This is a genomic window from Streptococcus sp. KHUD_014, assembly GCF_051106275.1.
Classification (GTDB): Bacteria; Bacillota; Bacilli; order Lactobacillales; family Streptococcaceae; genus Streptococcus.
In genome coordinates, this window is the sequence record NZ_CP193666.1 from 1,881,249 (window position 1) to 1,907,209 (window position 25,961).

Annotated in this window: 25 protein-coding genes and 1 pseudogene; 11 read left to right on the forward strand and 15 right to left on the reverse strand. The window is 42.4% G+C overall.

All coding sequences use genetic code 11. The features are described from left to right. Window positions 1-91: 91 nt before the first annotated feature. From pbp1b to ACORHT_RS09080, 6 genes are all read left to right on the forward strand, one after another. The gene (gene pbp1b / locus ACORHT_RS09055) at window positions 92-2,635 is read left to right on the forward strand and encodes a penicillin-binding protein PBP1B (protein ID WP_434350092.1); all 2,544 of its coding nucleotides are present in this window, start codon (window positions 92-94) and stop codon (window positions 2,633-2,635) included. A gap of 83 nt (window positions 2,636-2,718) precedes the next feature. Further along, entirely contained in the window at window positions 2,719-3,630 is a 912-nt protein-coding gene (locus ACORHT_RS09060) for a DMT family transporter (RefSeq protein WP_414321515.1), read from the forward strand. Window positions 3,631-3,714: 84 nt separating this feature from the next. Further along, window positions 3,715-4,413, forward strand: coding sequence for a 2,3,4,5-tetrahydropyridine-2,6-dicarboxylate N-acetyltransferase (gene dapD, locus ACORHT_RS09065; RefSeq protein ID WP_049496951.1), 699 nt, complete (start codon window positions 3,715-3,717; stop codon window positions 4,411-4,413). 57 nt (window positions 4,414-4,470) lie between these two features. Further along, window positions 4,471-5,601, forward strand: coding sequence for an N-acetyldiaminopimelate deacetylase (locus ACORHT_RS09070; RefSeq protein WP_434350093.1), 1,131 nt, complete (start codon window positions 4,471-4,473; stop codon window positions 5,599-5,601). A gap of 3 nt (window positions 5,602-5,604) precedes the next feature. Beyond that, window positions 5,605-6,144: a 5-formyltetrahydrofolate cyclo-ligase gene (locus ACORHT_RS09075; protein WP_434350094.1), complete on the forward strand. Its 540-nt coding sequence runs from the start codon at window positions 5,605-5,607 to the stop codon at window positions 6,142-6,144. Next, on the forward strand, window positions 6,128-6,802 hold the full coding sequence (locus ACORHT_RS09080; protein ID WP_434350095.1) for a rhomboid family intramembrane serine protease: 675 nt from the start codon (window positions 6,128-6,130) through the stop codon (window positions 6,800-6,802). The genes ACORHT_RS09075 and ACORHT_RS09080 overlap by 17 nt, the downstream gene beginning before the upstream one ends. A 77-nt stretch (window positions 6,803-6,879) precedes the next feature. On the opposite strand, the gene ACORHT_RS09085 is transcribed toward ACORHT_RS09080, so the two are convergent. The 5 genes from ACORHT_RS09085 to ACORHT_RS09105 all read right to left on the reverse strand — a co-directional run bounded on the left by ACORHT_RS09085 (window position 6,880) and on the right by ACORHT_RS09105 (window position 13,083). Further along, a complete protein-coding gene (locus tag ACORHT_RS09085) occupies window positions 6,880-8,259 on the reverse strand; it encodes a glycoside hydrolase family 1 protein (RefSeq protein WP_434350096.1) in 1,380 nt (459 codons plus the stop codon). 110 nt (window positions 8,260-8,369) lie between these two features. Next, window positions 8,370-10,223 (reverse strand): proline--tRNA ligase, encoded by a 1,854-nt coding sequence (locus ACORHT_RS09090; RefSeq protein ID WP_434350097.1) that lies wholly within the window; start codon window positions 10,221-10,223, stop codon window positions 8,370-8,372. Window positions 10,224-10,240: 17 nt separating this feature from the next. Beyond that, window positions 10,241-11,497, reverse strand: a complete 1,257-nt coding sequence (gene rseP, locus ACORHT_RS09095) for an RIP metalloprotease RseP (RefSeq protein ID WP_414321522.1) — start codon at window positions 11,495-11,497, stop codon at window positions 10,241-10,243. 21 nt (window positions 11,498-11,518) lie between these two features. Next, window positions 11,519-12,322, reverse strand: a complete 804-nt coding sequence (locus tag ACORHT_RS09100; RefSeq protein WP_049549597.1) for a phosphatidate cytidylyltransferase — start codon at window positions 12,320-12,322, stop codon at window positions 11,519-11,521. Window positions 12,323-12,330: 8 nt separating this feature from the next. Beyond that, complete coding sequence (locus tag ACORHT_RS09105) at window positions 12,331-13,083, reverse strand: isoprenyl transferase (RefSeq protein WP_414321523.1); 753 nt, start codon at window positions 13,081-13,083, stop codon at window positions 12,331-12,333. A 204-nt stretch (window positions 13,084-13,287) separates the two neighbouring features. Here ACORHT_RS09105 and ACORHT_RS09110 point away from each other — a divergent pair, with 204 nt between their 5' ends. The 5 genes and pseudogenes from ACORHT_RS09110 (at window position 13,288) to ACORHT_RS09130 (ending at window position 18,838) form a co-directional block, all read left to right on the forward strand. Next, on the forward strand, window positions 13,288-13,683 hold the full coding sequence (locus ACORHT_RS09110) for a helix-hairpin-helix domain-containing protein (RefSeq protein ID WP_434350098.1): 396 nt from the start codon (window positions 13,288-13,290) through the stop codon (window positions 13,681-13,683). Window positions 13,684-13,971: 288 nt separating this feature from the next. After that, window positions 13,972-14,550, forward strand: coding sequence for a flavin reductase family protein (locus tag ACORHT_RS09115; RefSeq protein ID WP_434350099.1), 579 nt, complete (start codon window positions 13,972-13,974; stop codon window positions 14,548-14,550). Next, window positions 14,537-15,088, forward strand: a pseudogene (locus ACORHT_RS09120) (GNAT family N-acetyltransferase); the annotation flags it as partial. The gene ACORHT_RS09115 and the pseudogene ACORHT_RS09120, both read left to right, overlap by 14 nt. A 41-nt stretch (window positions 15,089-15,129) precedes the next feature. Then, window positions 15,130-16,149 carry a hypothetical protein gene (locus ACORHT_RS09125; protein WP_434350100.1) on the forward strand — a complete coding sequence of 340 codons (1,020 nt, stop codon included), beginning with the start codon at window positions 15,130-15,132 and terminating at the stop codon, window positions 16,147-16,149. Between the two features lie 37 nt (window positions 16,150-16,186). After that, window positions 16,187-18,838: a valine--tRNA ligase gene (locus ACORHT_RS09130; RefSeq protein ID WP_434350101.1), complete on the forward strand. Its 2,652-nt coding sequence runs from the start codon at window positions 16,187-16,189 to the stop codon at window positions 18,836-18,838. Window positions 18,839-18,889: 51 nt separating this feature from the next. Here ACORHT_RS09130 and ACORHT_RS09135 read toward each other — a convergent pair whose 3' ends face one another. The 10 genes from ACORHT_RS09135 to ACORHT_RS09180 form a co-directional block, all read right to left on the reverse strand. Then, complete coding sequence (locus ACORHT_RS09135; RefSeq protein WP_434350102.1) at window positions 18,890-19,489, reverse strand: response regulator transcription factor; 600 nt, start codon at window positions 19,487-19,489, stop codon at window positions 18,890-18,892. Further along, window positions 19,490-20,587: a sensor histidine kinase gene (locus ACORHT_RS09140; protein ID WP_434350103.1), complete on the reverse strand. Its 1,098-nt coding sequence runs from the start codon at window positions 20,585-20,587 to the stop codon at window positions 19,490-19,492. Next, window positions 20,587-21,324 (reverse strand): ABC transporter permease, encoded by a 738-nt coding sequence (locus ACORHT_RS09145; protein ID WP_434350104.1) that lies wholly within the window; start codon window positions 21,322-21,324, stop codon window positions 20,587-20,589. Before ACORHT_RS09145 ends, ACORHT_RS09140 begins: the two co-directional genes overlap by 1 nt. Before the next feature lies 1 nt (window position 21,325). Then, window positions 21,326-22,210 carry an ABC transporter ATP-binding protein gene (locus tag ACORHT_RS09150; RefSeq protein WP_434350105.1) on the reverse strand — a complete coding sequence of 295 codons (885 nt, stop codon included), beginning with the start codon at window positions 22,208-22,210 and terminating at the stop codon, window positions 21,326-21,328. Next, a complete protein-coding gene (locus ACORHT_RS09155) occupies window positions 22,197-22,391 on the reverse strand; it encodes a hypothetical protein (protein WP_434350106.1) in 195 nt (64 codons plus the stop codon). Before ACORHT_RS09155 ends, ACORHT_RS09150 begins: the two co-directional genes overlap by 14 nt. Beyond that, window positions 22,388-22,579 carry a hypothetical protein gene (locus tag ACORHT_RS09160; protein WP_006152799.1) on the reverse strand — a complete coding sequence of 64 codons (192 nt, stop codon included), beginning with the start codon at window positions 22,577-22,579 and terminating at the stop codon, window positions 22,388-22,390. Before ACORHT_RS09160 ends, ACORHT_RS09155 begins: the two co-directional genes overlap by 4 nt. A gap of 224 nt (window positions 22,580-22,803) precedes the next feature. Then, window positions 22,804-24,471 carry a DAK2 domain-containing protein gene (locus tag ACORHT_RS09165; protein WP_320692612.1) on the reverse strand — a complete coding sequence of 556 codons (1,668 nt, stop codon included), beginning with the start codon at window positions 24,469-24,471 and terminating at the stop codon, window positions 22,804-22,806. Window positions 24,472-24,473: 2 nt separating this feature from the next. Then, complete coding sequence (locus tag ACORHT_RS09170) at window positions 24,474-24,839, reverse strand: Asp23/Gls24 family envelope stress response protein (RefSeq protein WP_434350107.1); 366 nt, start codon at window positions 24,837-24,839, stop codon at window positions 24,474-24,476. Window positions 24,840-24,989: 150 nt separating this feature from the next. Then, entirely contained in the window at window positions 24,990-25,178 is a 189-nt protein-coding gene (gene rpmB, locus ACORHT_RS09175; protein WP_001140948.1) for a 50S ribosomal protein L28, read from the reverse strand. Between the two features lie 106 nt (window positions 25,179-25,284). After that, on the reverse strand, window positions 25,285-25,959 hold the full coding sequence (locus ACORHT_RS09180) for a LiaF transmembrane domain-containing protein (protein ID WP_434350108.1): 675 nt from the start codon (window positions 25,957-25,959) through the stop codon (window positions 25,285-25,287). Between the last annotated feature and the right edge of the window lie 2 nt (window positions 25,960-25,961).

Genomic DNA, 25,961 nt, shown 5'->3' on the forward strand with positions numbered 1-25,961 from the left:
AGCTCTTACCCTTTTATATCAAGCCTCATTCTAAGCCTAATTGCTTGCAAGAGAAGCTTTTATGGTATAATAATAAAGAGTGAGGAATTCTATGAACAATCGATTAACAAGAATCAAACAAAAAGGACTGGCCTTCCTTCAGTCTCTAAAATCAACCATTTCAAAAAAAGATCCAGAGAAAAACAGTGGAAAATCTTCTAAGAAAAAGAAGAAAACTAAAACCAAACTGACCATTTGGACTATTTTTGCCAATATCTTGCTAGGAATCAAAGCAACTTTTAACACTCTTTTTATCCTAGCATTCATTGGCGGGCTCCTCGGATCAGGGGTTGTCTTGGGCTATGCTGTTTCTCTTTTTGATCAGGTTAGTGTTCCACAAACAGAGGATTTGCTCAAGCAAGTCAATAATATTTCATCCATCTCTGAGATTCGCTATGCAGATGGTTCCATGATTGGGGCTATCGAAAGTGACCTCCTTCGAACATCTGTTTCATCAGAGGATATTTCAGATAATCTGAAACAGGCTATCGTTGCGACTGAAGATGAACATTTTGCAGAACACAATGGTGTCGTTCCAAAAGCTGTTATTCGTGCCAGTCTAGGAAATTTTATCGGACTTGGTTCTTCCAGTGGAGGATCTACCCTAACACAGCAGCTCATCAAGCAACAAGTCGTTGGTGATGCTCCGACTCTAGCTCGAAAAGCCAGTGAAATCGTAGATGCTCTGGCCTTAGAACGTGCCATGAGCAAGGATGAAATCCTGACAACCTATCTCAACGTCGCACCTTTTGGGCGCAATAACAAGGGACAAAATATCGCAGGTGCTCAGCAGGCTGCGACTGGGATTTTCGGAGTGGATGCAAGCAAACTTACTGTCCCTCAAGCAGCTTTCCTAGCCGGATTGCCACAAAGTCCTATCTCCTACTCACCTTATGAATCAACTGGTGAGATGAAGAGTGAGGAGGATTTGCAACTAGGTATCAAGCGTTCCAAAGATGTTCTTTACAATATGTACCGAACAGGAGCCATCAGTAAAGAAGACTATGAAACCTATAAAGCCTATGACATTAAGCAGGATTTCTTGCCAGCAGAAAATGTTAGCATTACTGCTAAAGGCTTCCTCTACTTCTCTGCCCTCGATGAAGCCACGAATCTTATGTATGATTACTTGGTACAAAAAGATAACGTCTCTGCACAAGAGCTAAAGAACGAATCTATCCAAAAATCCTATCGTGAATTGGCCGAAAAAGAGATTCAAAACGGCGGATACCGTATTACAACTACCATTGATAAAGCTATTCATACGGCCATGCAAAATGCGGTAGCAAATTACGGCTACCTGCTAGATGATAGTTCAGGGCAACCTGAAGTTGGAAATGTCTTGATGGACAACCAAACGGGAGCAATCTTAGGCTTTGTCGGTGGTCGTGATTACCAAAGTAATCAAAACAACCACGCCTTTAACACTAAACGGTCTCCTGCTTCAACTACTAAACCAATCCTAGCCTACAGTATTGCGATTGACCAAGGGTTGATGGGAAGTGCAAGCGTCTTATCTAACTATCCAACTAACTTCTCTAACGGAAATCCTATCATGTATGTCAATAGCCCTGGTACAGCCATGATGAACCTTAAAGAGGCTCTGAATTACTCTTGGAATATCCCAGCCTACTGGACCTATCAACTACTTCTTCAAAAAGGGGTTGATGTTCGTTCCTACATGGAAAAGATGGGCTATGAAATCCCTGAATACGGCATCGAAAGTCTACCTATGGGGGGAGGAATCGATGTCACTGTAGCTCAACATACAAATGGCTACCAAACCTTGGCTAACAATGGTGTTTACCATAAGAAATACATGATTTCAAAAATCGAGAAGACCAGCGGCGAAGTCATTTATGAACACAAGGATGAGCCTGTTCAAGTCTACTCCAAGGCAACAGCAACGATTATGCAAAGTCTACTGAGAGATGTTATCTCATCCCGAGTGACCTCGACCTTCCAGAATGACCTTGCGTCCCTTAACTCTAGTCTCGCAAGGGCCGACTGGATCGGAAAAACTGGTACTACCAATGAAGACGGTGATATGTGGCTCATGGTTTCAACTCCAAGACTGACCTTGGGAGGCTGGCTTGGCCATGACGATAATAGCCCACTCGCCAAGGGAGCAGGTCACTATCGAAATGCTAACTACATGGCCCATCTGGTCAATGCCATCCATCAAGCTTCTCCTTCTGCTTGGGGTTCAGAGCGCTTTAGTCTTGATCCTAGTGTTACTTCATCTCAAGTCCTTAAATCAACTGGGCAAAAACCAGGTAAGGTTTCCATCAACGGAAAAGAGATTAATGTAACAGGAGAAATGGTGACTAGCTACTGGGCTAACCAAGCAGGTGCACCAACTACGACCTACCGTTTTGCGATTGGTGGAAGTGATTCAGACTATCAAAACGCTTGGTCTAGTATTTTGGGAAGTTTACCAAAAGCATCTACTTCCTCATCAAATAGCAATAATAACAACAATACTAACAATCGTAATAATAACAATAATAGTGCTACCAACAGTAATACTGGTAACAGTAGCTCTACACCAAATAACAGTAGTAATCCACCTGCTTCTAGCAGCCAACAGCAATAAATACTATATTGTTTGAGAGTGAGAAAGAAATGATTTTTCTCCACTCTCTTTTTTCTTTTTTCATTTCATGGTACAATATGTACATGAATAAATATCAAAAGAATATATTTAAGGGAACTATCTATTCTCTCCTTTCTGGCTTAATTTGGGGAATCTGTGGAATTTTAGGAGAGTACTTTTTTGCCCACTATCAAGTATCATCAGGCTGGATTACCTCCATGCGTCTCCTCGTCGCAGGTAGTGTAGTACTCATCTTATCGAGCTTTCAACTCCGCTCCCAGCTCTTTGATATCTGGAAAAATTGGAAAAATTACCTTCCTTTTCTGACCTATGCCATCTTAGGGATTTTCTCCGTTCAGTTTTTCTTCTATCTCTGTGTCGAGTACTCCAACGCAACCACTGCCACCATCCTCCAATTTATCAGCCCTATCTTTATCCTCCTTTTCAATCGCATCATTTACAAGAAAAAAGCTTCAAAAAGTGCCATTTTTTATGTCTTGATTGCCATGATTGGAGTTTTTCTGATGGCTACAAAAGGAGATTTGTCTAAGTTGTCAATTACTCCCCTAGCTCTCATAACAGGTCTCCTTAGCGCACTAGGTCTCATGTTCAATGTTATATTACCCCAGCGTTTTGCTAAAAATTATGGGTTCGTGCCTACTGTTGGATGGGGGATGATTATTGCGGGGCTTTTTAGTAATGTTCTCTACCCCGTTTATGAGATTAGCTTCCAGCTTGATGTCGTTAGTATCTTGATTTGTTTGACCATCGCCTTTTTAGGAACGGCTTTTGCCTTTTTCCTTTCCATGAAGGCTGTTTCCCTGGTCTCGCCCTTGGTAGTATCAGTCGTCAGCGCAAGCGAACCGCTATCCTCAGCGATCCTCAGTGTCCTTTTCCTTGGGATGGTCCTAGATGGTTTCTTGGTACTGGCCATGATTTTGATTATCGTGCCTATGATTTTTTTGTCAATCGAAGAATCAAAATCAAAGAATTAAACACCCTCTTTTGATACTTTAGGCTTCAATTTTGAAGCCTTTTTTGATAGAATAGTAAGCATTACAAAGAGTGAGGAGACCCCTATGACTGCTACAAAAATGAATGCACAAGAAATTATCCAATTTATCGCCAATGCTGAAAAAAAGACCAGTGTAAAAGTAACCTTTGAAGGACAACTTGCTGGAGCTATCCCTGCTTCTGTTACCAAGCTTGGAAATGTTCTTTTTGGAGATTGGAAAGATATCGCTCCTCTTCTCGAAGGACTGACTGAAAACAAGGATTATGTTGTTGAGCAAGATGCCCGTAACTCAGCTGTACCTCTCCTTGACAAGCGTGACATCAATGCCCGTATCGAACCAGGTGCTATTATCCGTGACCAGGTTGAGATTGGTGACAACGCTGTTATCATGATGGGAGCTGTGATCAATATTGGTGCTGAAATCGGTGCTGGCACTATGATTGATATGGGAGCTATTCTAGGTGGACGCGCTATTGTCGGTAAAAATAGTCACGTAGGTGCCGGCGCTGTTCTTGCAGGTGTTATCGAACCAGCTAGTGCAGAGCCTGTCCGTGTGGGTGACAATGTTCTCATCGGTGCTAACGCTGTGGTTATCGAAGGTGTTCAAATCGGTAGCGGTTCTGTTGTTGCAGCAGGTGCCATCGTCACTCAAGATGTTCCAGAAAACGTTGTGGTAGCTGGTGTTCCAGCTCGTGTTATCAAAGAAATCGATAGCCAAACCCAACAAAAAACAGCGCTTGAAGATGCACTTCGTACCTTGTAAAAGTGAACTGAGGCGGAATTTCCTGCCTCTTTATTGTCTAGTAGAAAGGATCTAAATATGTTAGATTTGATTCAAACTCGACGCGATCTTCACCAAATTCCTGAGATCGGTTTAGAAGAATTCAAGACTCACGCTTATTTACTCAATGTCATTGAGAAATTAACAGTTGGTAAGGATTTTGTTCAGATTCGTACTTGGAGGACAGGTATTTTAGTTTACTTGCAGGGAAGTCAGCCAGAACGTACCATTGGCTGGCGGACAGACATCGACGGACTCCCAATCCTTGAACAAACAGGCCTTCCTTTTACCTCTCAACACCAAGACCGCATGCATGCTTGTGGACATGATTTTCACATGACCATTGCCCTTGGAAGTCTCGAACGTGCATTAGAAAAACAACCCAAAAACAATCTCCTCTTTCTCTTCCAACCTGCGGAAGAAAACGAAGCAGGTGGCATGCTCATGTATGAAGATGGGGCCTTTGGCGACTGGTTGCCTGACCAATTCTATGGACTCCATGTTCGTCCAGACTTAAAAGTTGGACAGATTGCGACCAATACCCATACACTCTTTGCTGGAACTTGCGAAGTCAAGATTCGTTTCAAGGGTAAAGGTGGTCACGCTGCCTTTCCACATCAAGCAAACGACGCTCTGGTTGCAGCTAGCCATTTTGTCACTCAAGTTCAGTCGGTTGTCAGCCGTAATGTCGATCCTATCGAGGGAGCTGTCGTCACTTTCGGTGTCTTTCAAGCTGGAACAACCAATAATGTCATAGCTGATACAGCCTTCTTACATGGAACGATTCGAGCTCTTACACACAGCATGAGCCTCTTGGTGCAAAAACGTGTCAAAGTTATCGCTGAAGGGGTCGCAGCTGCTTTTAATATGGATGTGGAAGTCGAACTCAAACAGGGAGGGTATTTACCAGTCGAAAACAACCCTGAATTAGCCCGTGAATTGATGACCTTCTTTGATGAAAAAGAGGGAATTGAACTAATTGACATCGAACCTGCCATGACAGGAGAAGACTTTGGTTATCTTCTCTCCAAGGTTCCTGGTGTCATGTTCTGGCTTGGAATTGATAGTCCCTATGCTCTTCACCATCCACAGATGAGTCCTAAGGAAGAAGCTCTGACTATCGGTGTCGAGGCTGTATCAAGCTTTTTAGCCAAGAAAACTGCGGAGTAAACAATGAAAAAAGCCCTACGCAAGCAGGTCTTGCAAGAACTCAAATCTCTATCTGCAGAAGAAAAACAAAATATGAACGCTTGGTTGACTGAACAGCTCCTTCAACATCCTTTCTACAAGGAAGCAAAAACCATCGCCACTTACCTGTCTTTTCCTCATGAATTTCAAACAGCTAGACTGATCGAATTTGCTCAAAAAGATGGGAAGACCATTTTGATTCCCAAAACTTATCCACATGGGAAAATGGACTTTGTTCTATATGAACCAGAGAAACTCGAACAGAATTCTTTTGGACTTCTTGAACCTCAAGGAGAGTTCACAATCCTTGAACCTTCTCAGATTGACCTGATTCATGTTCCTGGTTTGGCCTTCAATCCTTCTGCTTATAGGGTTGGCTACGGTGGTGGTTATTATGATCGCTACTTAGAGCATTTCCCAGGTCCTACTATTAGTACGATTTATCCATGCCAGATTCAGGACTTCCATCCTGATCCACACGATATTCCCGTTAAGGAGGTAATCATCTATGAAAAATATTTTTGATCGTCGTTATCCCGTCACGAGCTTCTTTCTTCTCGTGACAAGCCTAGTTTTCATACTCATGTTTCTAACCAGTGGTTTCAACTATACCAGTGCAGCCACCTTATATCAGTTTGGAGCTATTTATCCTCCTGCTATTAAAGCCATGCCTGAGCAGGTATGGCGTTTATTCTCAGCAACCTTTGTCCATATTGGCTTGGAGCACTTTTTAGTCAATATGCTATCCCTCTACTTTTTGGGGCGTCAGATGGAGCAAATCTTTGGCTCCAAACAGTTTTTCTTTATCTATCTCTTATCAGGTATGATGGGCAGTCTCTTTGTCCTAGTTTTTAGTCCTAATACCATTACCGCAGGGGCTTCAACTGCTCTCTACGGAATGTTTGCTTCTATTGTCGTTCTTCGTTATGCTTCACGCAATCCCTACCTCCAACAACTTGGTCAATCCTATCTCTCCCTCTTAGTCATCAACCTAGTAGGTAGTGTCTTAATCCCTGGAATCAGCCTTGCTGGACATGTCGGGGGAGCTGTCGGCGGTGCATTACTGGCTATCGTCTTCCCAGTTCGAGGCGAACGAAAGATTTACAGCCCAAGTCAACGGGGTCTTGCAACCCTAGCTTTCATTGCTTTATCAGCTTTACTACTTTTTATCGGACTATTATAAGAACAAGAAAAACCATTGGAATCTCTCTTAAGGAGTATTGCTTCCAATGGTTTTTTTGAATCTATTTGAAAAGTAGCTTAAAACCCATTATTGTCACTGAGTTCTTTGAACCAGTGGCCTGATTTTTTCAGGCGTCGTTCTTGCGTTTCAAGGTCAAGCTCAACTAAACCATAACGGTTTTTATAGCTATTGAGCCATGACCAGCAATCGATAAAGGTCCAGATCAAGTAGCCTTTACAGTTGGCACCGTCTTCGATAGCACGATGAAGCTCACGAAGATGACCTTTGACAAAGTCAATACGGTAATCATCCTGAATCATACCATTCTCACGGAATTTATCCTCACCTTCAACACCCATACCGTTTTCAGTTAACATCCACTCAATATTCCCATAGGTTTCCTTGATGTTTTGGGCAATGTCATAAATCCCTTGCTCATAGATTTCCCAACCACGGTGGGGATTAATCTTACGACCAGGCATGACGTAAGGTTCATAGAAATGCTCTGGCAAAAGCGGGCTGTCAGGATGCTTAGCAAAACGTGGCGCCATGACACGCAAGGGTTGGTAGTAGTTGACTCCAAGGAAATCTACTGTGTGCTCACGAATAAGTTCCAACTCCTCAGCCGTAGAATCTGGTAGCAGATTATGCTCAGCTAAAATTTCCACCAATTCTTCTGGATAAATTCCCAAGACAGATGGATCTAGGAAAGATTGGGCTTGGAAGAGATCGGCTATACGAGCAGCTTTGACATCCGCAGGATGCTGACTACGTGGATAGGCTGGTGTCAAGTTGAGGACAATCCCAATCTTAGAACCCGGCAACATTTCGTGACAAGCCTTGACTGCAAGAGTGCTGGCTAGTTGGGTATGATAGGCAACCTTTACTGCTGCTTTGGCATCCACCTTATGAGGATAATGGGCATCATAGAAATAGCCAAACTCAACAGGAACGATAGGCTCATTGAAGGTAATCCATTGGTCCACAAGGTCTCCATAAGTCTCAAAACAGAAGCGAGCATAGTCTTCATAAGCCTTGATGGTCGCCTTATTTTCCCAACCATCGCCATCCTCTTGAAGGGCAAAAGGCAGGTCAAAGTGATAGAGATTGACTAAGAGACGGATTCCCTTGGTCTTAATAGCTTCAAATACCTGACGGTAAAAAGCCACACCCTGAGGATTGACTTCTCCACGACCCTGTGGGAAAATACGAGACCACTGGATTGAAGTCCGAAAGGCTGTATGCCCTGTTTCTAACAAGAGCTCGATATCCTGCTCCCAATTTTCATAGAATGTCGATGTCTTATCTGGTCCAATCCCATTGTAGTAGCGATTGGGTTCTACTTGGAACCAATAATCCCAGAGATTATCTCCCTTTCCGTCACCAGGCACTCGCCCTTCTGTCTGTGGCCCAGAAGTTGAGGAACCCCAGACAAAATCCTTTGGAAATTTTAGCATAGCTCTACCTCTTTATTTACTCTTTTTATCTTTATTTTATCTCATTATAAAGAAAAAACAAGGCAAAAACTAGTTACATTTTTGTCTTGTTTTTCTTCTGATTATAGATTTTATTTGTTTGTTAGGATTTCAAGAGTTTCAAGCAAGTTATCTGCGTGAACTTCGATTGTATCTCCTGTCGCCTTAATCTTGACTTCTACGATTCCATCCGCTGCTTTCTTCCCAACAGTGATACGAATTGGAAGACCAATCAAGTCGCTGTCACTGAATTTAACACCGACACGTTCGTTACGGTCATCCGTCAAGACTTCGTAGCCTTTATTTACCAAAGCTTCTTCGATACGATTTGTCAATGTAAGACTTGCTTCATCCTTGACATTAACCGGAATCAAGTGCACATCAAATGGCGCCAATTCTTTAGGGAAGTTGATCCCCCAAGCGTAACGATATTCGCCTTTTGGAGTTTTGTTGACAAAGAGGCGAGCGTGTTGCTCCATGACTGCTGAAAGGAGACGGCTGACACCGATACCATAACATCCCATGATGATTGGCACAGCACGGCCATTTTCATCCAAGACATCTGCTCCCATACTTGCTGAGTAGCGAGTTCCTAGTTTGAAAATATGACCAATCTCGATCCCACGTGCAAAGTTGAGCACACCTTGTCCATCTGGAGAGATTTCACCCTCACGAACTTCACGGATATCGACATACTCAGCAGTGAAATCACGACCTGGGTTGACTCCAGTCAAGTGGTAACCATCTTCGTTGGCACCAACAACAGCATTGCGGCTATCTTGTACCTTGCGGTCTGCGATAATCTTGACATTTTCTGGAAGATTGACTGGGCCAAGTGAACCAAAGTCCGCTCCCAACAATTCTTTCACTTCTGCCTCAGTTGCAGGTTCTAAGAAATCTGCTCCAAGGTAGTTTTTAAACTTAACTTCATTGAGTTGGTCATTGCCGACCAGTAGGGCAACAACTGGCTCTTCGTCTGCCATATAAACCAAGGTCTTGATTGTTTGCTCTTCAGAGACATTCAAGAAGGCTGCAACTTCATCAATTGATTTAACATCTGGCGTTGCAACACGAGTCACTTCTTCTTCAGCGACAACACGGTTGCTTGGTTTGTACTCGTTTGTTGCCATTTCCAAGTTAGCCGCGTAGCTAGACTCACTTGAGTAAGCAATGGTATCTTCACCAGAAACCATCCACTTGAGCAATTCTGCTTTGATTTCTTCTTGCACTTCTGCAGGAATTTCGTCAAATGAGGCAACTGACTTGTCCAAGACAACCCAGCGGTCAAGGTCTGTACGAGCAGGTGTAATGGCCATAAATTCTTGGCTGTCCTTACCACCCATGGCTCCACCGTCACCAATGATGGCTTTAAAGTCCAAGTCACTACGAGTGAAGATACGCTCGTAAGCTGCCTTGTACTCATCATAGGTAACATCCAAACTATCGTAGTTAGCGTGGAAGCTATAACCGTCTTTCATGATGAACTCACGGGTCCGAAGAAGTCCATTACGTGGACGTTTTTCATCACGATACTTAGGCTGGATTTGGTACAAGTTCAAAGGCAATTGCTTGTAAGACTTGACAGAATCACGGACAATCGCTGTGAAGGTTTCTTCGTGAGTTGGACCCAAGATAAAGTCTGACTTCTCACGGTTTTTCAATTTGTACAAGTCCTCACCGTAGGTTTCATAACGGCCAGATTCACGCCAAAGATCAGCACTGAGAAGGGCTGGAGCCAACATCTCAACGGCACCAATCTTGTCAAACTCTTGACGCATGATGTTCTTAGCTTTTTCGATAACACGGTTGGCAAGTGGTAGGTAAGAGTAAACACCTGCAGATACTTGACGAACATATCCAGCACGCAACATAAGGGCGTGGCTGATAACTTGAGCATCGCTTGGCATTTCGCGAAGCGTTGGGATAAGCATTTTACTTTGTTTCATAATGACTCCTCTAATTCTTAAAAGAAGGTTCGCATGATGTCATTCCAAGTTACGGCGATCATCAAAACGACCATAATGACAACTCCGACCAGAGTAACATAGGTTTCAATTTCTTGTTTTAGTGGTTTGCGACGGATAGCTTCTAGGATATTGAGCACGATTTTTCCACCATCCAGCGCCGGGATCGGAATTAAGTTGAAGATACCGATATTGATGGAAATCATAGCCAAGAAGAACAGGACATTCTCAAGACCATTTTTAGCAGCATCACTACTTGCCTTAAAGATAGCAACGGGGCCACCAAGCTTATTCAAATCTGGTTGGAAGATCAAGCTTTTCAAAGCATTGAGAATGCGCAAGGCTGAGTCAGCCGCACTTGTAAATCCACCCATAAACATGGACCAGATATCTGATTTGAGTCTTGGCTGAACACCCAAGATATAACGACCTTGGTTTTCCTCAGGGGTCACACTGACTTGTTTTTCAGTTCCATTTTCAGAGACTGTTACATCCAATACAGGTGCTGTTTTGTCCTTGGTCTCTGTCTCAACTGCCTGAATCAAATCTGCCCAGTTTGAAATCTCATAACTGCCGACCTTAGTAATTTGGGCCGTATTTTCAACACCAACCTTAGCCAAAGCACTATCTGGAATAATACTAAAGTTATTACTTTGCGTATCACGAACGCCACCTTGCATGAAAATCAAAATCCAGAAAACAACGACTCCTAAAATGAAGTTATTCATAGGACCAGCAAAGTTGGTGATCATTTTACCCCAGACAGTCGCATTTTGATATTGGACATCTAAGGGAGCTATACGAACTTCCGTTCCATCAGCTTCCACAATGGTCGCATCATGATCAACTGAGAAGGTCTTCTCTTCTTCCAAGACCAAGCCTCTAATAAAGAGTTTGTCCTCAAAATCAAACTGAGTGACCTGCATAGGCAGAGCTGTCTGGTCAACCTTTTTACCAGAGAGATTGATACGCTTGACCTTGCCATCCGCTGCCAGTGTTAAGCTTGCGGGAGTTCCAGTCTTGATTTCTGTCGTATCTTCACCCCAACCTGCCATACGAACGTATCCTCCAAGTGGCAGGAGACGAATGGTATAGGCAGTCCCATCTTTTCCTATGTGGGCAAAGATCTTAGGTCCCATCCCGATGGCAAACTCACGAACCAAAATTCCAGACTTTTTAGCAAAGTAGAAATGGCCGAACTCGTGAACCACCACGATAATTCCAAAGACCAGGATAAATGTTAGTAATCCTATCATTTAATTTCTGTTCACCTTTCCTTAAAATAAGCCAAAGAGGTGCATAATAGGGAAAACTACTAGCATACAGTCAAAACGATCCAGTACCCCACCATGACCAGGGATAAATTTGCCTGAGTCTTTGACTCCAAAATGACGCTTCATAGCACTTTCGATTAAATCACCCAACTGACCTGCTAGACTAAAGAAGATAGCAAAAACCATCATTTTGTAAATCCCATATGGTAAAGCAACGGTACTATCGACTAGCATAAAGATGAGAGTCGCTAGCATAGCAGCCAAGATACCCCCTATAGCACCTTCTATGGTCTTGTTAGGCGATACTCTCGGAGCAAGCTTTCTCTTGCCAAGCTTCATCCCCACCAGATAAGCACCGCTATCTGTTGCCCAGACCAGACAAAGTCCCAAAAGGGCCTTATCCAAGCCTGCAATTCGAGCATCAACCAAGGCATTAAAGCCGAAGCCAACATAGAAACTCATGGCAATCGGAAAAACAGCATCCTCAATGGTGTAGTTCTTGCTGAAGACTGTCGCTCCTAGCATGATGAGGATTACAACTCCATAGGCTACAACATTCCCATCTACAGGTAAAAACTTCCAGTAGTTTTCCAAAGGCACGGTCAGAGCAAAGGTCGCTAGTAAAGTCAAGAGACCTTCAGGCGTCATGGTATTTAACCCCTTCATGCGAAGCAACTCATGCACTCCCAACATAGCCACAAGTCCCATAGCAATCTGTAACCATAGACCACCGAGGATCAAGATTGGTATAAAGATAGCCAAGGCCAAGATAGCAAAGAGCGTTCTCTTTTGTAAATCCTTTATCATAATAACTCCTATACTCCTCCAAAGCGACGGTTGCGGCGATTATACTCAACGATAGCCTCTTTTAAGGCTTCCTCGTCAAAGTCAGGCCACAAAACGTCCGTGAAATAAAGCTCGCTATAGGCAGCCTGCCACGGCAAGAAGTTACTCAAACGAAGCTCCCCACTAGTCCGAATAATCAAGTCAGGATCCCGCAAGACTTTTGGCAAATGCCCCGTAAAGAGGTATTCCCCAATCAACTCCTCGGTAATATCATCAGGATTGATCTTAGCATCTAAAACATCCTGTGCAATCAACTTGACCGCTTGGGTAATCTCAGCTCGTCCACCATAATTAAGGGCAAAATTGAGAATCAAACCTGTATTTAGCTTGGTCAGCTCCTCTGCTTTTTTCAAAGCATCAAAGGTCTCCTTAGGCAAACGATCAGTCTCCCCAATCATCTGAATCTTCATGTTCTTTTGATGCAATTCAGGGACATATTTGTCATAAAACTCAACTGGTAGGTTCATGATAAATTTGACTTCTTGGTCTGGACGAGTCCAGTTTTCAGTTGAAAAAGCGTAAACTGTCAAAGCCTTAACGCCCATATCGCTAGCTGCGATTGCTACCTTTTTCAAAGCATCCATCCCAGCTTTATGTCCAAAGACACGTGGCTGCATCCGTTTTTTGGCCCAACGTCCATTACCATCCATGATAACACCGATGTGGGCAGGCACCATTTCTGGTGTTTCTGTTACTTTATCTTTTTTTAAAAATCCAAACATGATTGTATTCCTATTCAAAAATCTATCGTTTCATTATACCATATTTTTCACTTTTCTTCTATCATCTTCTCTTATTCTAAGGCGGAATTCGCCATATTTCTAAGATTACAAACCTTGCATTTCCTAAAGAAAGTTGATACAATAAACGTATAAAGATTAAATCCTTGTTCAGTCACAGGGATTTTTTATTGAAAGGATTTTATGATGTCAAAAAAACTACAACGTAAAAAACAATTAAGAAACAGCCTTCGTCGTTCAGGTGTATTTTCAAATGCTGTAAACAAGGTTGTCGAAGAAACAAAGAAAGTCGTTAAACATGCAGAACATGCAGCAAGCGAAGCTGGAAAAGCTGTCTCTAAGCAAGTAGAAAAAGCTGTAGAAGCAACTAAAGAGCAAGCCCACAAGGTTACGACTTCTGTTGAAGAGTTCGCAGCTAACCTAGGCGGACTTCCACTTGACCGTGCTAAAACTTTCTACGATGAAGGGATCAAGTCTGCTGCTGACTTCAAAAACTGGACAGAAAAAGAACTCCTTGCCTTGAAGGGAATCGGTCCAGCTACGATTAAGAAATTAAAAGAACACGGAATCAGCTTCAAGTAATTTTTCTTGTCCCTTGCATTTCCGTCAAAAACTTGCTACAATAGAGCCATTAGAGGTGTTTTGGATCCCACATTTTACAGAAAGTGGCGGTGCTGAGAAGTCCACAAATGTGTCAAAACTGGTTGCTGATGGATGAAAAATTGAAATAAAAATGTCTTTTTGTTTTAAAGACGAGAGTTGCGGGCATCTGCCCGAAATTGGGTGGTACCGCGGATAAACACATTCGTCCCTGTCATGTAGATGGCAGGGGCGATTTTTATTTTAGACCCCTAGCCAAAGGAGGTTGTCATGAAACAATCTTTTAACACCAGCAAGCTCTACTATGGTTTTCCTATCTTCATCTTGGGATATCAGGACAAGAACTTTGGGCACAATATCACGACCTGCAGTTCCTCTTATAGCCTGGGAGATTGGCTGGTCATCGGTGTTGGCGCTGAGGAAAATGCGGCTGACCAGATTAAGCATTATCAACAGTTTACCGTAAACATCCCTGATGAAAACTTCATGCTCGAAATGGAGCAGTCTGGTTTTATCAGTCATCGAGAGAAATTGAAACACCTAGGGCTAGACTACGAGATTTCTAAACGGACTCAGGCACCGATTTTAGAGGCCTGTCCAGTCGTATTGGACTGTCAGGTAGATCGGATTATCGAGGAAGATGGAATCTGCCATATCTTTGCTAAGATGGTTGAGCGACTTGTTGACCCAGAACTTTTGGATGAAAAGGGACATTTTAGAAATGAACTGTTTGCCCCAACATATTTCATGGGAGATGGATATCAGCGCGTCTATCGTTATCTGGACAAGCGTGTAGATATTAAGGGGAGCTTCATCAAAAAAGCGAGGAAAAAAGATGACAAGAGCTGAATTGCCAGAACGAATCGAAACCGAGCGTCTAGTCTTACGGGTCCGTACAGTTGCGGATGCTGAGGATATTCATGCTTACGCCAGTCTTCCAGAAGTTTCTTATCCAGCTGGTTTTCCACCCGTCAAGACCTTGGAAGACGAGATCTATTACTTAGAGCATATACTTCCTGAGCGCAATCAAAAGGACAATCTCCCAGCTGGTTACGGCATTGTGGTCAAAGGGACTGATAAAATCATAGGCTCTGTTGATTTCAACCATCGCCACGAAGATGATGTGCTGGAGATTGGCTATACCTTGCACCCAGACTATTGGGGCCAAGGCTATGTGCCCGAAGCAGCACGTACCTTGATTGACCTAGCTTTTAAAGAACTGGGGCTTCACAAGGTAGAATTGTCTTGCTTTGGCTACAATGTCCAAAGTCAACGAGTCGCAGAGAAACTCGGCTTTACCCTCGAAGCTCGTATCCGAGATCGTAAAGATGCCCAAGGCAATCGCTGTGACAGTCTCATATATGGCTTGTTGAAGAGTGAGTGGGAGAGTTTAAACTGTTCGATGAACTGTTCGATGATTTCGAACAGTTGGGATTTATTGAAGAATTTCGAAAGAGAGGTAAAAAATTGGAAACAAGCCAGATTATTACACTGATCAGTGGAGCTGGTATAGGGGCTATCTTGAGCGCAATTTTAGTGTTTGTGAACAATAGTAAGAGAAATCAGCTTGATTATATTACTAAGGAAAGATCAGAATGGAGAAAAAGTATAAAGCTGATAATTGTTGACTTACTTGATGGAAAAAATAGAAAATCTGCAGTTAGTAGACTTAAGTCACAAATCAATCCATATGGATTTGATATGAATGTCAAATATATTAATGAGTATTACATGAAAGATGGACATATTTGGGATTTATTAAGTGATTTTGATTATTCAGAAGAAAAGTCACAAAAGCTTAGCCAATACCTAGAACTGCTTCTGAAATATGATTGGGAACGTTCAAAAAATGAGGTTAGAATTAATAATAATTTTTTATGGAATTTTTTAAGATGGGGATTGATAATTCTAAACTTAATAATGTTATTTTGGGCGGGAAATGTGAATAATGAATTAAATATGTATTTATCATTATTTTCAGTTATTCTTTTATTTTTGCAACCGTCCCTAATAAAATTGCTATCTAAACTCAATTCTGATTCGCCTAAAGAAAAAACTAATTTAATACTAACCTTCTTAGTAGGGTTTGTATCGCCTTATCTTTATTCACTTTATTTAATATTTATTTTATTAGATTTTTATAATCTATTTAAATTGAATTTTCTGGTAAATATCTTCCCGTTAATTTTTATGTTAATTATAATTTCTTCCGAACTTTTGTTAATTTATCAAATTTTTAATATAGACTATAAATATATTTCTCAAATAAAAAAGATAGAAAAAAATAGGACTGATTTAGAGTTAAAATATTACGAAATTTACAATTTAAATTATAGATTGAAACAAAAATTATGGAATATAAAATATAATATAACAAAAGAAAATGTTAATAAACTAAAAAAAGAACAGATAAAAATACGCAAGAAACTAAATAAGAAATTAAAATAGAAGCTAATTAGTAAACTAATAATTAAGGAGAACACACATGTCTAAAGAACTTTCACCTAAATACAATCCAGCCGAGGTTGAGGCTGGTCGTTACCAAAAATGGCTTGACGAAGATGTTTTCAAGCCTTCAGGCGATAAAAAGGCTAAGCCTTATTCAATCGTTATTCCACCACCAAACGTAACTGGGAAACTTCACCTTGGTCACGCTTGGGATACAACTTTGCAAGATATCATCATCCGTCAAAAACGCATGCAAGGTTTTGATACACTTTGGCTTCCAGGGATGGACCACGCAGGGATTGCGACTCAGGCTAAGGTTGAGGAACGCTTGCGTGGTGAGGGCATTACTCGTTACGATCTTGGTCGTGAAAAATTCCTTGACAAAGTCTGGGAATGGAAAGACGAATATGCCACTACCATCAAGGAACAATGGGGCAAAATGGGGCTCTCTGTAGACTACTCTCGCGAGCGTTTCACGCTTGACGAAGGTTTGTCAAAAGCCGTTCGCAAGGTCTTTGTAGACCTTTACAAAAAAGGTTGGATCTACCGTGGTGAGTTTATCATCAACTGGGACCCAGCAGCTCGTACAGCTCTTTCTGATATCGAGGTGATTCATAAGGACGTTGAAGGTGCCTTCTACCACATGAACTACATGCTGGAAGACGGTTCACGCGCCCTTGAGGTTGCGACCACTCGTCCTGAGACTATGTTTGGGGACGTTGCCATTGCGGTCAATCCAGAAGACCCACGCTACAAGGATTTGATCGGTAAAAACGTCGTCCTTCCTATCGCTAATAAATTGATTCCAATCGTTGGAGACGAGCACGCGGATCCTGAGTTTGGTACTGGTGTCGTGAAAATCACACCTGCCCACGATCCAAACGACTTCTTGGTTGGTCAACGCCACAACTTGCCACAAGTCAACGTCATGAACGACGACGGAACCATGAATGACTTGGCCTTCGAATTTGCAGGCATGGACCGTTTTGAAGCCCGTAAGGCAGTCGTTGCTAAGTTGGAAGAAATCGGTGCCCTTGTTAAAATCGAAAAACGTGTCCACAGTGTTGGTCACTCAGAGCGTACAGGTGTAGTGGTTGAGCCACGCTTGTCTACGCAATGGTTCGTCAAGATGGACCAATTGGCTAAGAACGCTATTGCCAATCAAGACACAGACGACAAGGTAGAATTCTACCCACCTCGTTTCAATGATACCTTCCTCCAATGGATGGAAAATGTCCATGACTGGGTCATCTCACGTCAGCTCTGGTGGGGTCACCAAATTCCTGCCTGGTACAATGCCGAGGGTGAGATGTACGTTGGCGAAGAAGCTCCAGAAGGTGACGGATGGACTCAGGACGAAGACGTCTTAGACACTTGGTTCAGTTCTGCCCTTTGGCCGTTCTCAACCATGGGCTGGCCTGATGTCGATTCAGAAGACTTCAAGCGCTACTTTCCAACTTCAACCTTGGTTACTGGTTACGACATCATCTTCTTCTGGGTGTCTCGTATGATCTTCCAATCATTGGAATTCACTGGCCGTCAGCCATTCCAAAACGTTCTTATCCACGGTCTTATCCGTGACGAGCAAGGACGTAAGATGTCTAAATCTCTCGGTAACGGGATTGACCCAATGGATGTCATCGAGAAATACGGTGCCGATGCCCTTCGCTGGTTCCTTTCAAATGGTTCCGCACCAGGACAAGACGTGCGCTTCTCTTACGAGAAAATGGATGCTTCATGGAACTTCATTAACAAAATCTGGAACATCTCTCGCTACATCCTCATGAACAATGAAGGCTTGACCCTTGAACAAGCAACTGCCAATGTCGAAAAAGTTGCTAACAAGGAAGCTGGAAACGTTACTGACCGCTGGATTCTCCACAACCTCAACGAAACGATCGGAAAAGTCACTGAAAACTTTGACAAGTTTGAGTTTGGTGTTGCAGGTCATATCCTCTACAACTTCATCTGGGATGAGTTTGCGGACTGGTACGTTGAGTTGACTAAGGAAGTCCTTTATAGCGATAACGAAGAAGAGAAAGTCATCACACGTTCTGTTCTCCTTTACACTTTAGACAAGATCCTTCGTCTCCTTCACCCAATCATGCCATTCGTGACAGAGGAAATCTTTGGACAAATCTCAGAGGGCTCTATCGTTACAGCAGAATACCCAACTGTCAACCCAGCCTTTGAAGACCTTGCGGCCCACACTGGAGTAGAAAGCCTCAAAGACTTGATCCGTGCTGTTCGGAATGCGCGTGCGGAAGTGAACGTAGCACCAAGCAAGCCTATCACCATCCTTGTTAAGACAAGCGATAGCGACTTGGAAGTCTTCTTTAACAGTAATGTCAACTACATCAAACGTTTCACAAATCCTGAACACTTGGAGATCGCATCAACCATCCCTGCACCTGAACTCGCTATGTCAAGCGTCATCACTGGAGCAGAAATCTACTTGCCTCTCGCAGACCTCCTCAATGTCGAAGAAGAGCTCGCTCGTCTCGACAAGGAACTGTCTAAATGGCAAAAAGAACTGGATATGGTCGGTAAGAAGCTCTCTAACGAACGCTTCGTAGCCAATGCCAAACCAGAAGTCGTCCAAAAAGAACGCGACAAACAAGCCGACTACCAAGCCAAATACGATGCGACTGTCGCACGTATTGATGAGATGAAGAAACTCGTGAAATAAACAAAAAAATCTCTTAGATCTATTTCTAAGAGATTTTTTCTTTCTCTCCCCTCACAACCAGCCTTCTTCTTCGGCAGTTTTGGCTGCTTCGGTTCGATTGCTGGCATTGAGTTTAGAGAGGATATTGGTCATGTAATTACGGACGGTGCCGTTTGAGAGGTAGAGCTTATCCGCAATTTCTTGGTTGGACAGGCCTTGGGCAACTCCATGCAAAACAGCGACTTCTTGCTCGGTCAAGGGATTGGGATGGGTCATCATGACTTCCATCAGCTCTGGAGAATATTCCTTGCGTCCCTCTAACACCGTATGCAGGGTTTGCATGAGTTCGGCGATGCTTCGCTCTTTCAAGACATAGGCGTCGACTCCTGCTTTGATCGCTCGTTCAAAATAGCCTGGACGTTTAAAGGTCGTAACGATAACCACCTTGGTTTCAGGCACTTCTTGTTTGATCCACTCGAGCGCTTCTAGTCCCGTCTTTACTGGCATTTCGACGTCAAGGATAGCAATATCTACTGCTTCTTTCGCCAAAACCTCGATAGCTTCGGCTCCATTTTTCGCCTGCAAGACAGTCTCCACATCTGGTTGAAAGCTTAAGAGCTGGCACATGGCATCTCTCAGCATACTTTGATCTTCTGCGACTAATACTTTCATCTACTTTCTCTCCTTATAAGGCAGATGCACGCGCACCACTGTGGGATCTTTCAAACTGACCAGCTCTACTTGACCTGAGAAGGCTGCTGCACGGTCACGGACTGTATGGAGTTCATTTCCTTCTACAGTTGCAAAGCCTTTCCCGTCATCTCTGACCGTCAGAAGCAATTCCTGATCTGTACGTTCCAGTTTTAGATAAGCTTTTTGAGCTTGGGCATGCTTGATGATATTGGTTGCCAGTTCTAATAAAATCATAGCAGCCGTCGACTCCACATCCTGGGTTAAGCTAGCCTTGTCCAAGTGATTGTCAACTTGAACCTCAATACCAGCAATCTCTAGCATCTTTTTGACAGTTTCAAGTTCTGAAGCTAGGGTCCGTGACTTCAGATTTTCCACAATGGTTCGCACTTCATTCATGGAATCCTTGCTGATCTGGTGAATTTCTTTTAATTCCTTTTCCACCTGTGGATAAGCCTCCATCTGAAACAACTGCAAGGCTAAATCTGTCTTGACACTCAGCATAGCAAAGGTATGTCCCAGACTATCATGCAAATCTTGACCGATACGACTGCGTTCATTTTCAGCAAGCAATAGATTTATCTGGGCATTTTGCTTAGCCTGAGCTTCTTTCAAATCCTCCACAATCCGAATCCGAACCAAGCCAAAAGTCATTAAATCGACAAAAGCAAGAATTACAAGTAGATAGAATAGAAACTCAACTTCGATTCTCTGAAAAATCAAAAGTTGGCTCACAACAAGGACTTGAGCAAGAAGAAAAGTCCGGACATGTAAAGAATTAAAACTACGTACGCCGAAATGATAAATTAAGAGATTGGAAAGGAAAAAGAAGAACCAGATATAATTTACAGCAACAAAGGCGGTATTCCCAACTACATAGAGTAACATGATTCCCCAGAAAAGCCAAGATAGGCGCTGATTCTTAGTTGTTAAAACACCCAAATACGCCACTACAAATAGAATATCAATCAATAAATGCCAGACAGAAAGCCACCCAGTCACTACAGGTAGGATGGGGAAAATCATAAAAATTAAACTGACCCAAAACATATAATGTATGCTTTTTAGTCTTTCAAGCATTAAGCATTCTCCTTATGACCTTGAAGGTAAATGGTCAAACCAAACAAAACTGCTGAAAAAACAAGTAGATAAACTGTGGCTGATAGATTGAGGCCACCCTCATTTAAGAAGGTCTTGATCAATTCCATCAACTGATAGCTTGGTAGACGCTTCCCGATTGCTTGCATCCAGTCTGGAAATAAAGAGACGGGCATCCAGAGTCCGCCTAAAACAGCCAAGCCAAAGTAAAGAAGATTGCCTACGACAGACATCAACTGACTAGTTGGTAAGAGAGTCAAGGCCAAACCAAGAGCTACAAAAGCTACACTTCCAACTATCAGCAAAAGCGCAGCCCCAATCCAGTTTCCAAGAGACATGTCCACACCTCTTACAAAATGTCCAACTGAGAAAACAACCAGAATTGAGACCAAATAATCAACCATCATACTTGTTATCTTTGATAGATAATATTCTACCATATTTACAGGGCTATGACGTAATATTTTCTGCCAGTTGTTAATCTTGTCGGTATGTAAAACAACTGGAAATGAAAAGATGGCTGTCGACATCATGGAAAAAGCCGTCATGGAGATGAGGTAGTCACGCATAAAATTTGCTGGCCCATCTGGTGTGTCCTGATACATGCCTGAAAAGAATAAATAGAAGGCCGTCGGCATCCCTACAGATAATAGATAATAGACTAATTGCCGTTTGGTCAATAGGAATTCTATCTTATTTAATGCGATCCATCGTTTCATCTTAGTCATCTCCCTTTTGTGTTTCTTCAAAGATTGTATCCAGCAAACTGCGGTTATTGACTTCAATTTCTTGAATCCTACAGCCTGCTTGTACTAACAGTTCCCAGAAAGCATCCGCTTCACGTGTAACTACTTGCAAAGCATCTTGTTTTTGTGACCAGTTTTCAACCAAGTTTGACTGCTCAACGACTTCCTTGTAAGCCAAAGGAAGGATAAAATGCTTTTCAATCTCCTCACTACGCATGGCTAGAGGCGTCGTATCACGAATCAACTCTCCCTTATTCAAGACCAGAATCCGGTCAGCCGTATGCTCTACCTCTTCGATATAATGGGAGGAATAGAGAATGGTGACACCCTGCGCTTTTAAGTCCTGAACAATTTCCCAAAAACGTTGACGGGTAGAGGTATCCATGGCAGCAGTTGGCTCATCTAAAAAGACCAGCTTTGGTCGCCCAATCAAGGTCAAGACAAAAGAGAAGAGACGCTTTTGCCCACCTGACAATTTTTCTGCAAATTGCTCTTTTTGTTGCTGGTCAAACTGCAATAGTTGATCGATTTCCTGATTGCTCAAGGGATTTGGATAAATACTTTGAAAGAAAGCAATCAACTCTTTGACCTTTAGTTTTTGAACGATGACATTTTCTTGAGGGAGGTAGGATCTTGTGTAGTCTAACTTGGAACTCGTCACTGGCAACCCTTGAATGGATACTTGACCGCTTGTAACCAGTTTATCTCCAAGCAAACAGTCCAAGAGTGTGGTCTTCCCAGCACCATTGGGACCAATCAAGGCGACGCATTCACCTTCAGCTACCTCAAAGGAAATATCCTTCAAAATAGCCTTCCCCTTGATGTTTTTATTTAGGCTTTCTACCTTAATCATATTCATGATACTCTCCTTTCAGCCACTCCTTTCCCATCGGAAAGGCGATAAAAATCATAAATCCTAGACCCCAGGCACCGCGAATGGCTTGGTGAAGGAAGGCTTGATCAAACCAACCTGTAAACATTTCTACCAGCCATACCACTAGTGATAGTCCAATAAAAAGATAGAGAATCGCTTTTTTCATTTTTCAAACTCCTTTTTCACATCTGAGACCAATTTCAAACCTTCTCGGATCAACCAAGACATGATTCCAAAGCTTGCAAACAACTCCCAAGGAAAATGATAGAAGCCTTCATCCAATCCTGAAAACATGAGATAAGTCATGACTCCTGCTGCTACCAAACTCATTGCGACAATTACTTTATGTTTCATTTTTTTCTTCCTCCATTTGATACATCTAGTATAATTCTTTGAAGGTAGAATCACTAGAAGCTTCTGTCATGAGGAGATATGACAAATGTCATTAAAAATGATGGAACAGAAATTACTAGATTGGATTGATTTTCTAGCGCCAATCAGCTACCAGCTCAAAAACTCATTGCAAACCAAAAAGATCGGGAATCTTTTCCCGACCTCTTTCGTTTTCTATTTAATTCTTATTCCACACTGAAAAGATATGGATATACTGGTTGTTGACCTTGGTGGATTTCTACTTCTACATCTTCGAATTCTTCTGCGATTTCTTGGGCGATTTGGTTAGCCAATTCTTCACTTCCATCTTCACCAATATAGAAGGTTACGATTTCACTGTCTTCATCCAACATATGTTTCAAAGTTTCAGTCAGAGTTTGGTGCATATCAGGGTTTGATACAAGGATCTTACCATCTACCATACCCAGATTGTCATTCTCGTGAATTTCCAAACCATCGATAGTCGTGTCACGAACGGCTGTTGTTACACTACCGCTGACTACGTCAGCAAGAGCTGCAGTCATACGTTCTTTGTTTTCTTCGATAGACTTGCTTGGATCAAAAGCAAGAAGGCTAGTCAATCCTTGAGGAAGGGTACGAGCTTCTACCACTACTGCTGGTTGTTCCAATACCTCTGCGGCAGATTGAGCTGCCATGAAGATATTTTTGTTGTTTGGCAAGAAGATAATGTTACGAGCATTGACTTGCTCAACAGCCTTGATAAAGTCTTCTGTCGAAGGGTTCATGGTTTGTCCACCTTCGATAACATAGTCCACACCTTGAGCACGGAAGATATCTGCCAATCCTTGTCCAGCTACTACTGCGATAAGGGCATATTCTTTTTCTTCAGCTGGCTTGCTGACTTGAGCTGCTTCTTTTTCCACTTGTGCTTCGTGTTGGTTACGCATGTTATCGACTTTAACCTTAACCAAGCTACCATACTTGAGACCTTCTTGCATGACAAGACCTGGATCTTCTGTATGGACGTGAACTTTAACGATTTCATCGTCATTGACAACAAGCAATGAGTCCCCAAGTTCGTTCAAGTAGTTACGGAATTCTTCGTAGTTAAACTCTTTAGCATAAGTTGGGCCTTGTTTAAGGGCAACCATGATTTCAGTACAGTAACCAAAGGTAATGTCTTCAGTTGCTACATGTCCGGCTACAGATTTGTGGTGTTCGGCATTGATCATCTCACTCATGTTGGCTGGAGTAGCGACAAAGTCCTCAGAAGCGCTGTATTCACCAGTAAGAGCTGAAAGGAATCCTTCATAGATGAAGACCAAACCTTGACCACCTGAGTCCACAACGCCAACTTCCTTCAAGACTGGAAGCATGTCTGGAGTCTTAGCAAGGGCTGTTTTAGCTCCTTCCAAGGCAGCGCGCATAACCTCAATAGCATCGTCTGTCTGCTCTGCTTTTTTCTTAGCACCGATGGCAGCCCCACGTGATACAGTCAAGATTGTTCCTTCAACTGGCTTCATAACAGCCTTGTAGGCTACTTCAACACCAGATTGGAAGGCAAGAGCTAGGTCTTTCCCTGTTAACTCTTCTTTTGTCTTGATGGCTTGTGAAAATCCGCGGAAAAGCTGTGAAGTGATAACTCCTGAGTTCCCACGCGCACCCATCAAAAGACCTTTAGCCAAGATACTTGCAGCCTCACCAACTGTTGAAGCTGGTTTGTCTGCTACTTCTTTAGCACCATTTTCGATAGTCATTCCCATGTTTGTTCCTGTATCTCCATCTGGAACTGGGAAGACATTCAATGAGTTGACATATTCGGCTTGCTTGTTCAAACGAGTAGATGCAGCCTGTACCATTTCTTGAAATAAGCTTGTAGTAATATTTGACACGATTATTCTCCTACAACTTTGATATTTTGAATGTAGACATTTACAGTTTGAGCAGTGATGCCAAGTTGATTTTCCAAACTAAAACGTACACGCTCTTGGATATTTTTTGAGACTTCACTAATCTTAGTTCCATAGCTCAACACGGTATATACATCAACTGCAATGCTACCATCTTCGGTCGCTTTTACAACGACACCTTTAGAATAATTTTCCTTCCCAAGAAGGGCTTGGAAATTATCTTTGAGGGCTTTCTTACTTGCCATACCGACCACACCAAAAATCTCAGTTGCTGCACCGCCTACAACGGTAGCAATCACTTCATCTGTTAGTTCGATTTGACCATCTTTTGTATTAATTTTTACAGTCATTTTTTCTACCTCAACTAGTTGATACTCTATTTTATCATATTTCAAGCCAAGTGTAAAAGCAGAATACTGTATCGGCGGATATTTGCTCCTTTGACGAGACTTTTTGAGCTTAGAGCAAAAGAAAAAGACCTGATGGCCTTTTACTCTTTATTAAACGCGTTCTACTTTACCTGATTTCAAAGCACGAGCTGAAGCCCAAACTTTTTTAGGTTTACCATCGATAAGTACAGTAACTTTTTGAAGGTTTGGTTTTACGGCACGTTTTGTTTGGTTCATCGCGTGTGAACGGTTGTTTCCTGATACAGTCTTACGACCTGTAAAGTAACATACTTTAGCCATTTGTGTTTTCCTCCTATTAGATCTAATATAGCGGATGTGCTAGCACCACATACTGTACTATGTTATCACACTTTCTCTTTTTTGGCAAGGGGATTGGAAGATTTTTTTATTTAACGTAAACAACTCCTAGTTTCCCAAAAGCTACATCTCCACGGATAATCAAAGTTTTGCTGGTTGGGGCTACAGGAGCATCTGCCTTGGCCGCACCACAAAAAGTCTCTACCTTTAGATCTACTCTCCAGTGTTGAGGCACGTAGATAACTGCATTCCCAAATCCGACTTCGATATTCAGAGTAGCAAAATCACCTAACATCTCTGCATTGTCATAATAGATTTTGGCATTCCCAAATCCGACCTCAAACTCATCTTCTACCAATTCTTGGTCTTGCTTGTAAAATGTACCCGCCCCAAAAGCGACTTCCTTGTCTGTCAGAATGGTCTTTTCACCGTCATACCACCATTTTTTTCCATTCCAAGTTCTGTTAGAATGAGTGAGTGCGCTGACACCCATTACGATTAAAATACTTGCCCAAAACAATGATTGATTGGGAATCGGTAAAATGTCATAAAAATGATTAGCAATCATGAGGGCCACTAGGGCTGTAAAAGAGGCTGATGTCAGATGACGACGAAGCAAAGCTTCAATTGATTGATAGGCAAAAAATCCAATACCAATCAAAGGCCAAATATGCCCTCCCAGAGAAGGGATTCCAAAATTCCCCTGCAATAACACTACAGCTGCCAATACTAGCAACACAATACCAAATGCTTTCTTTTTCATGT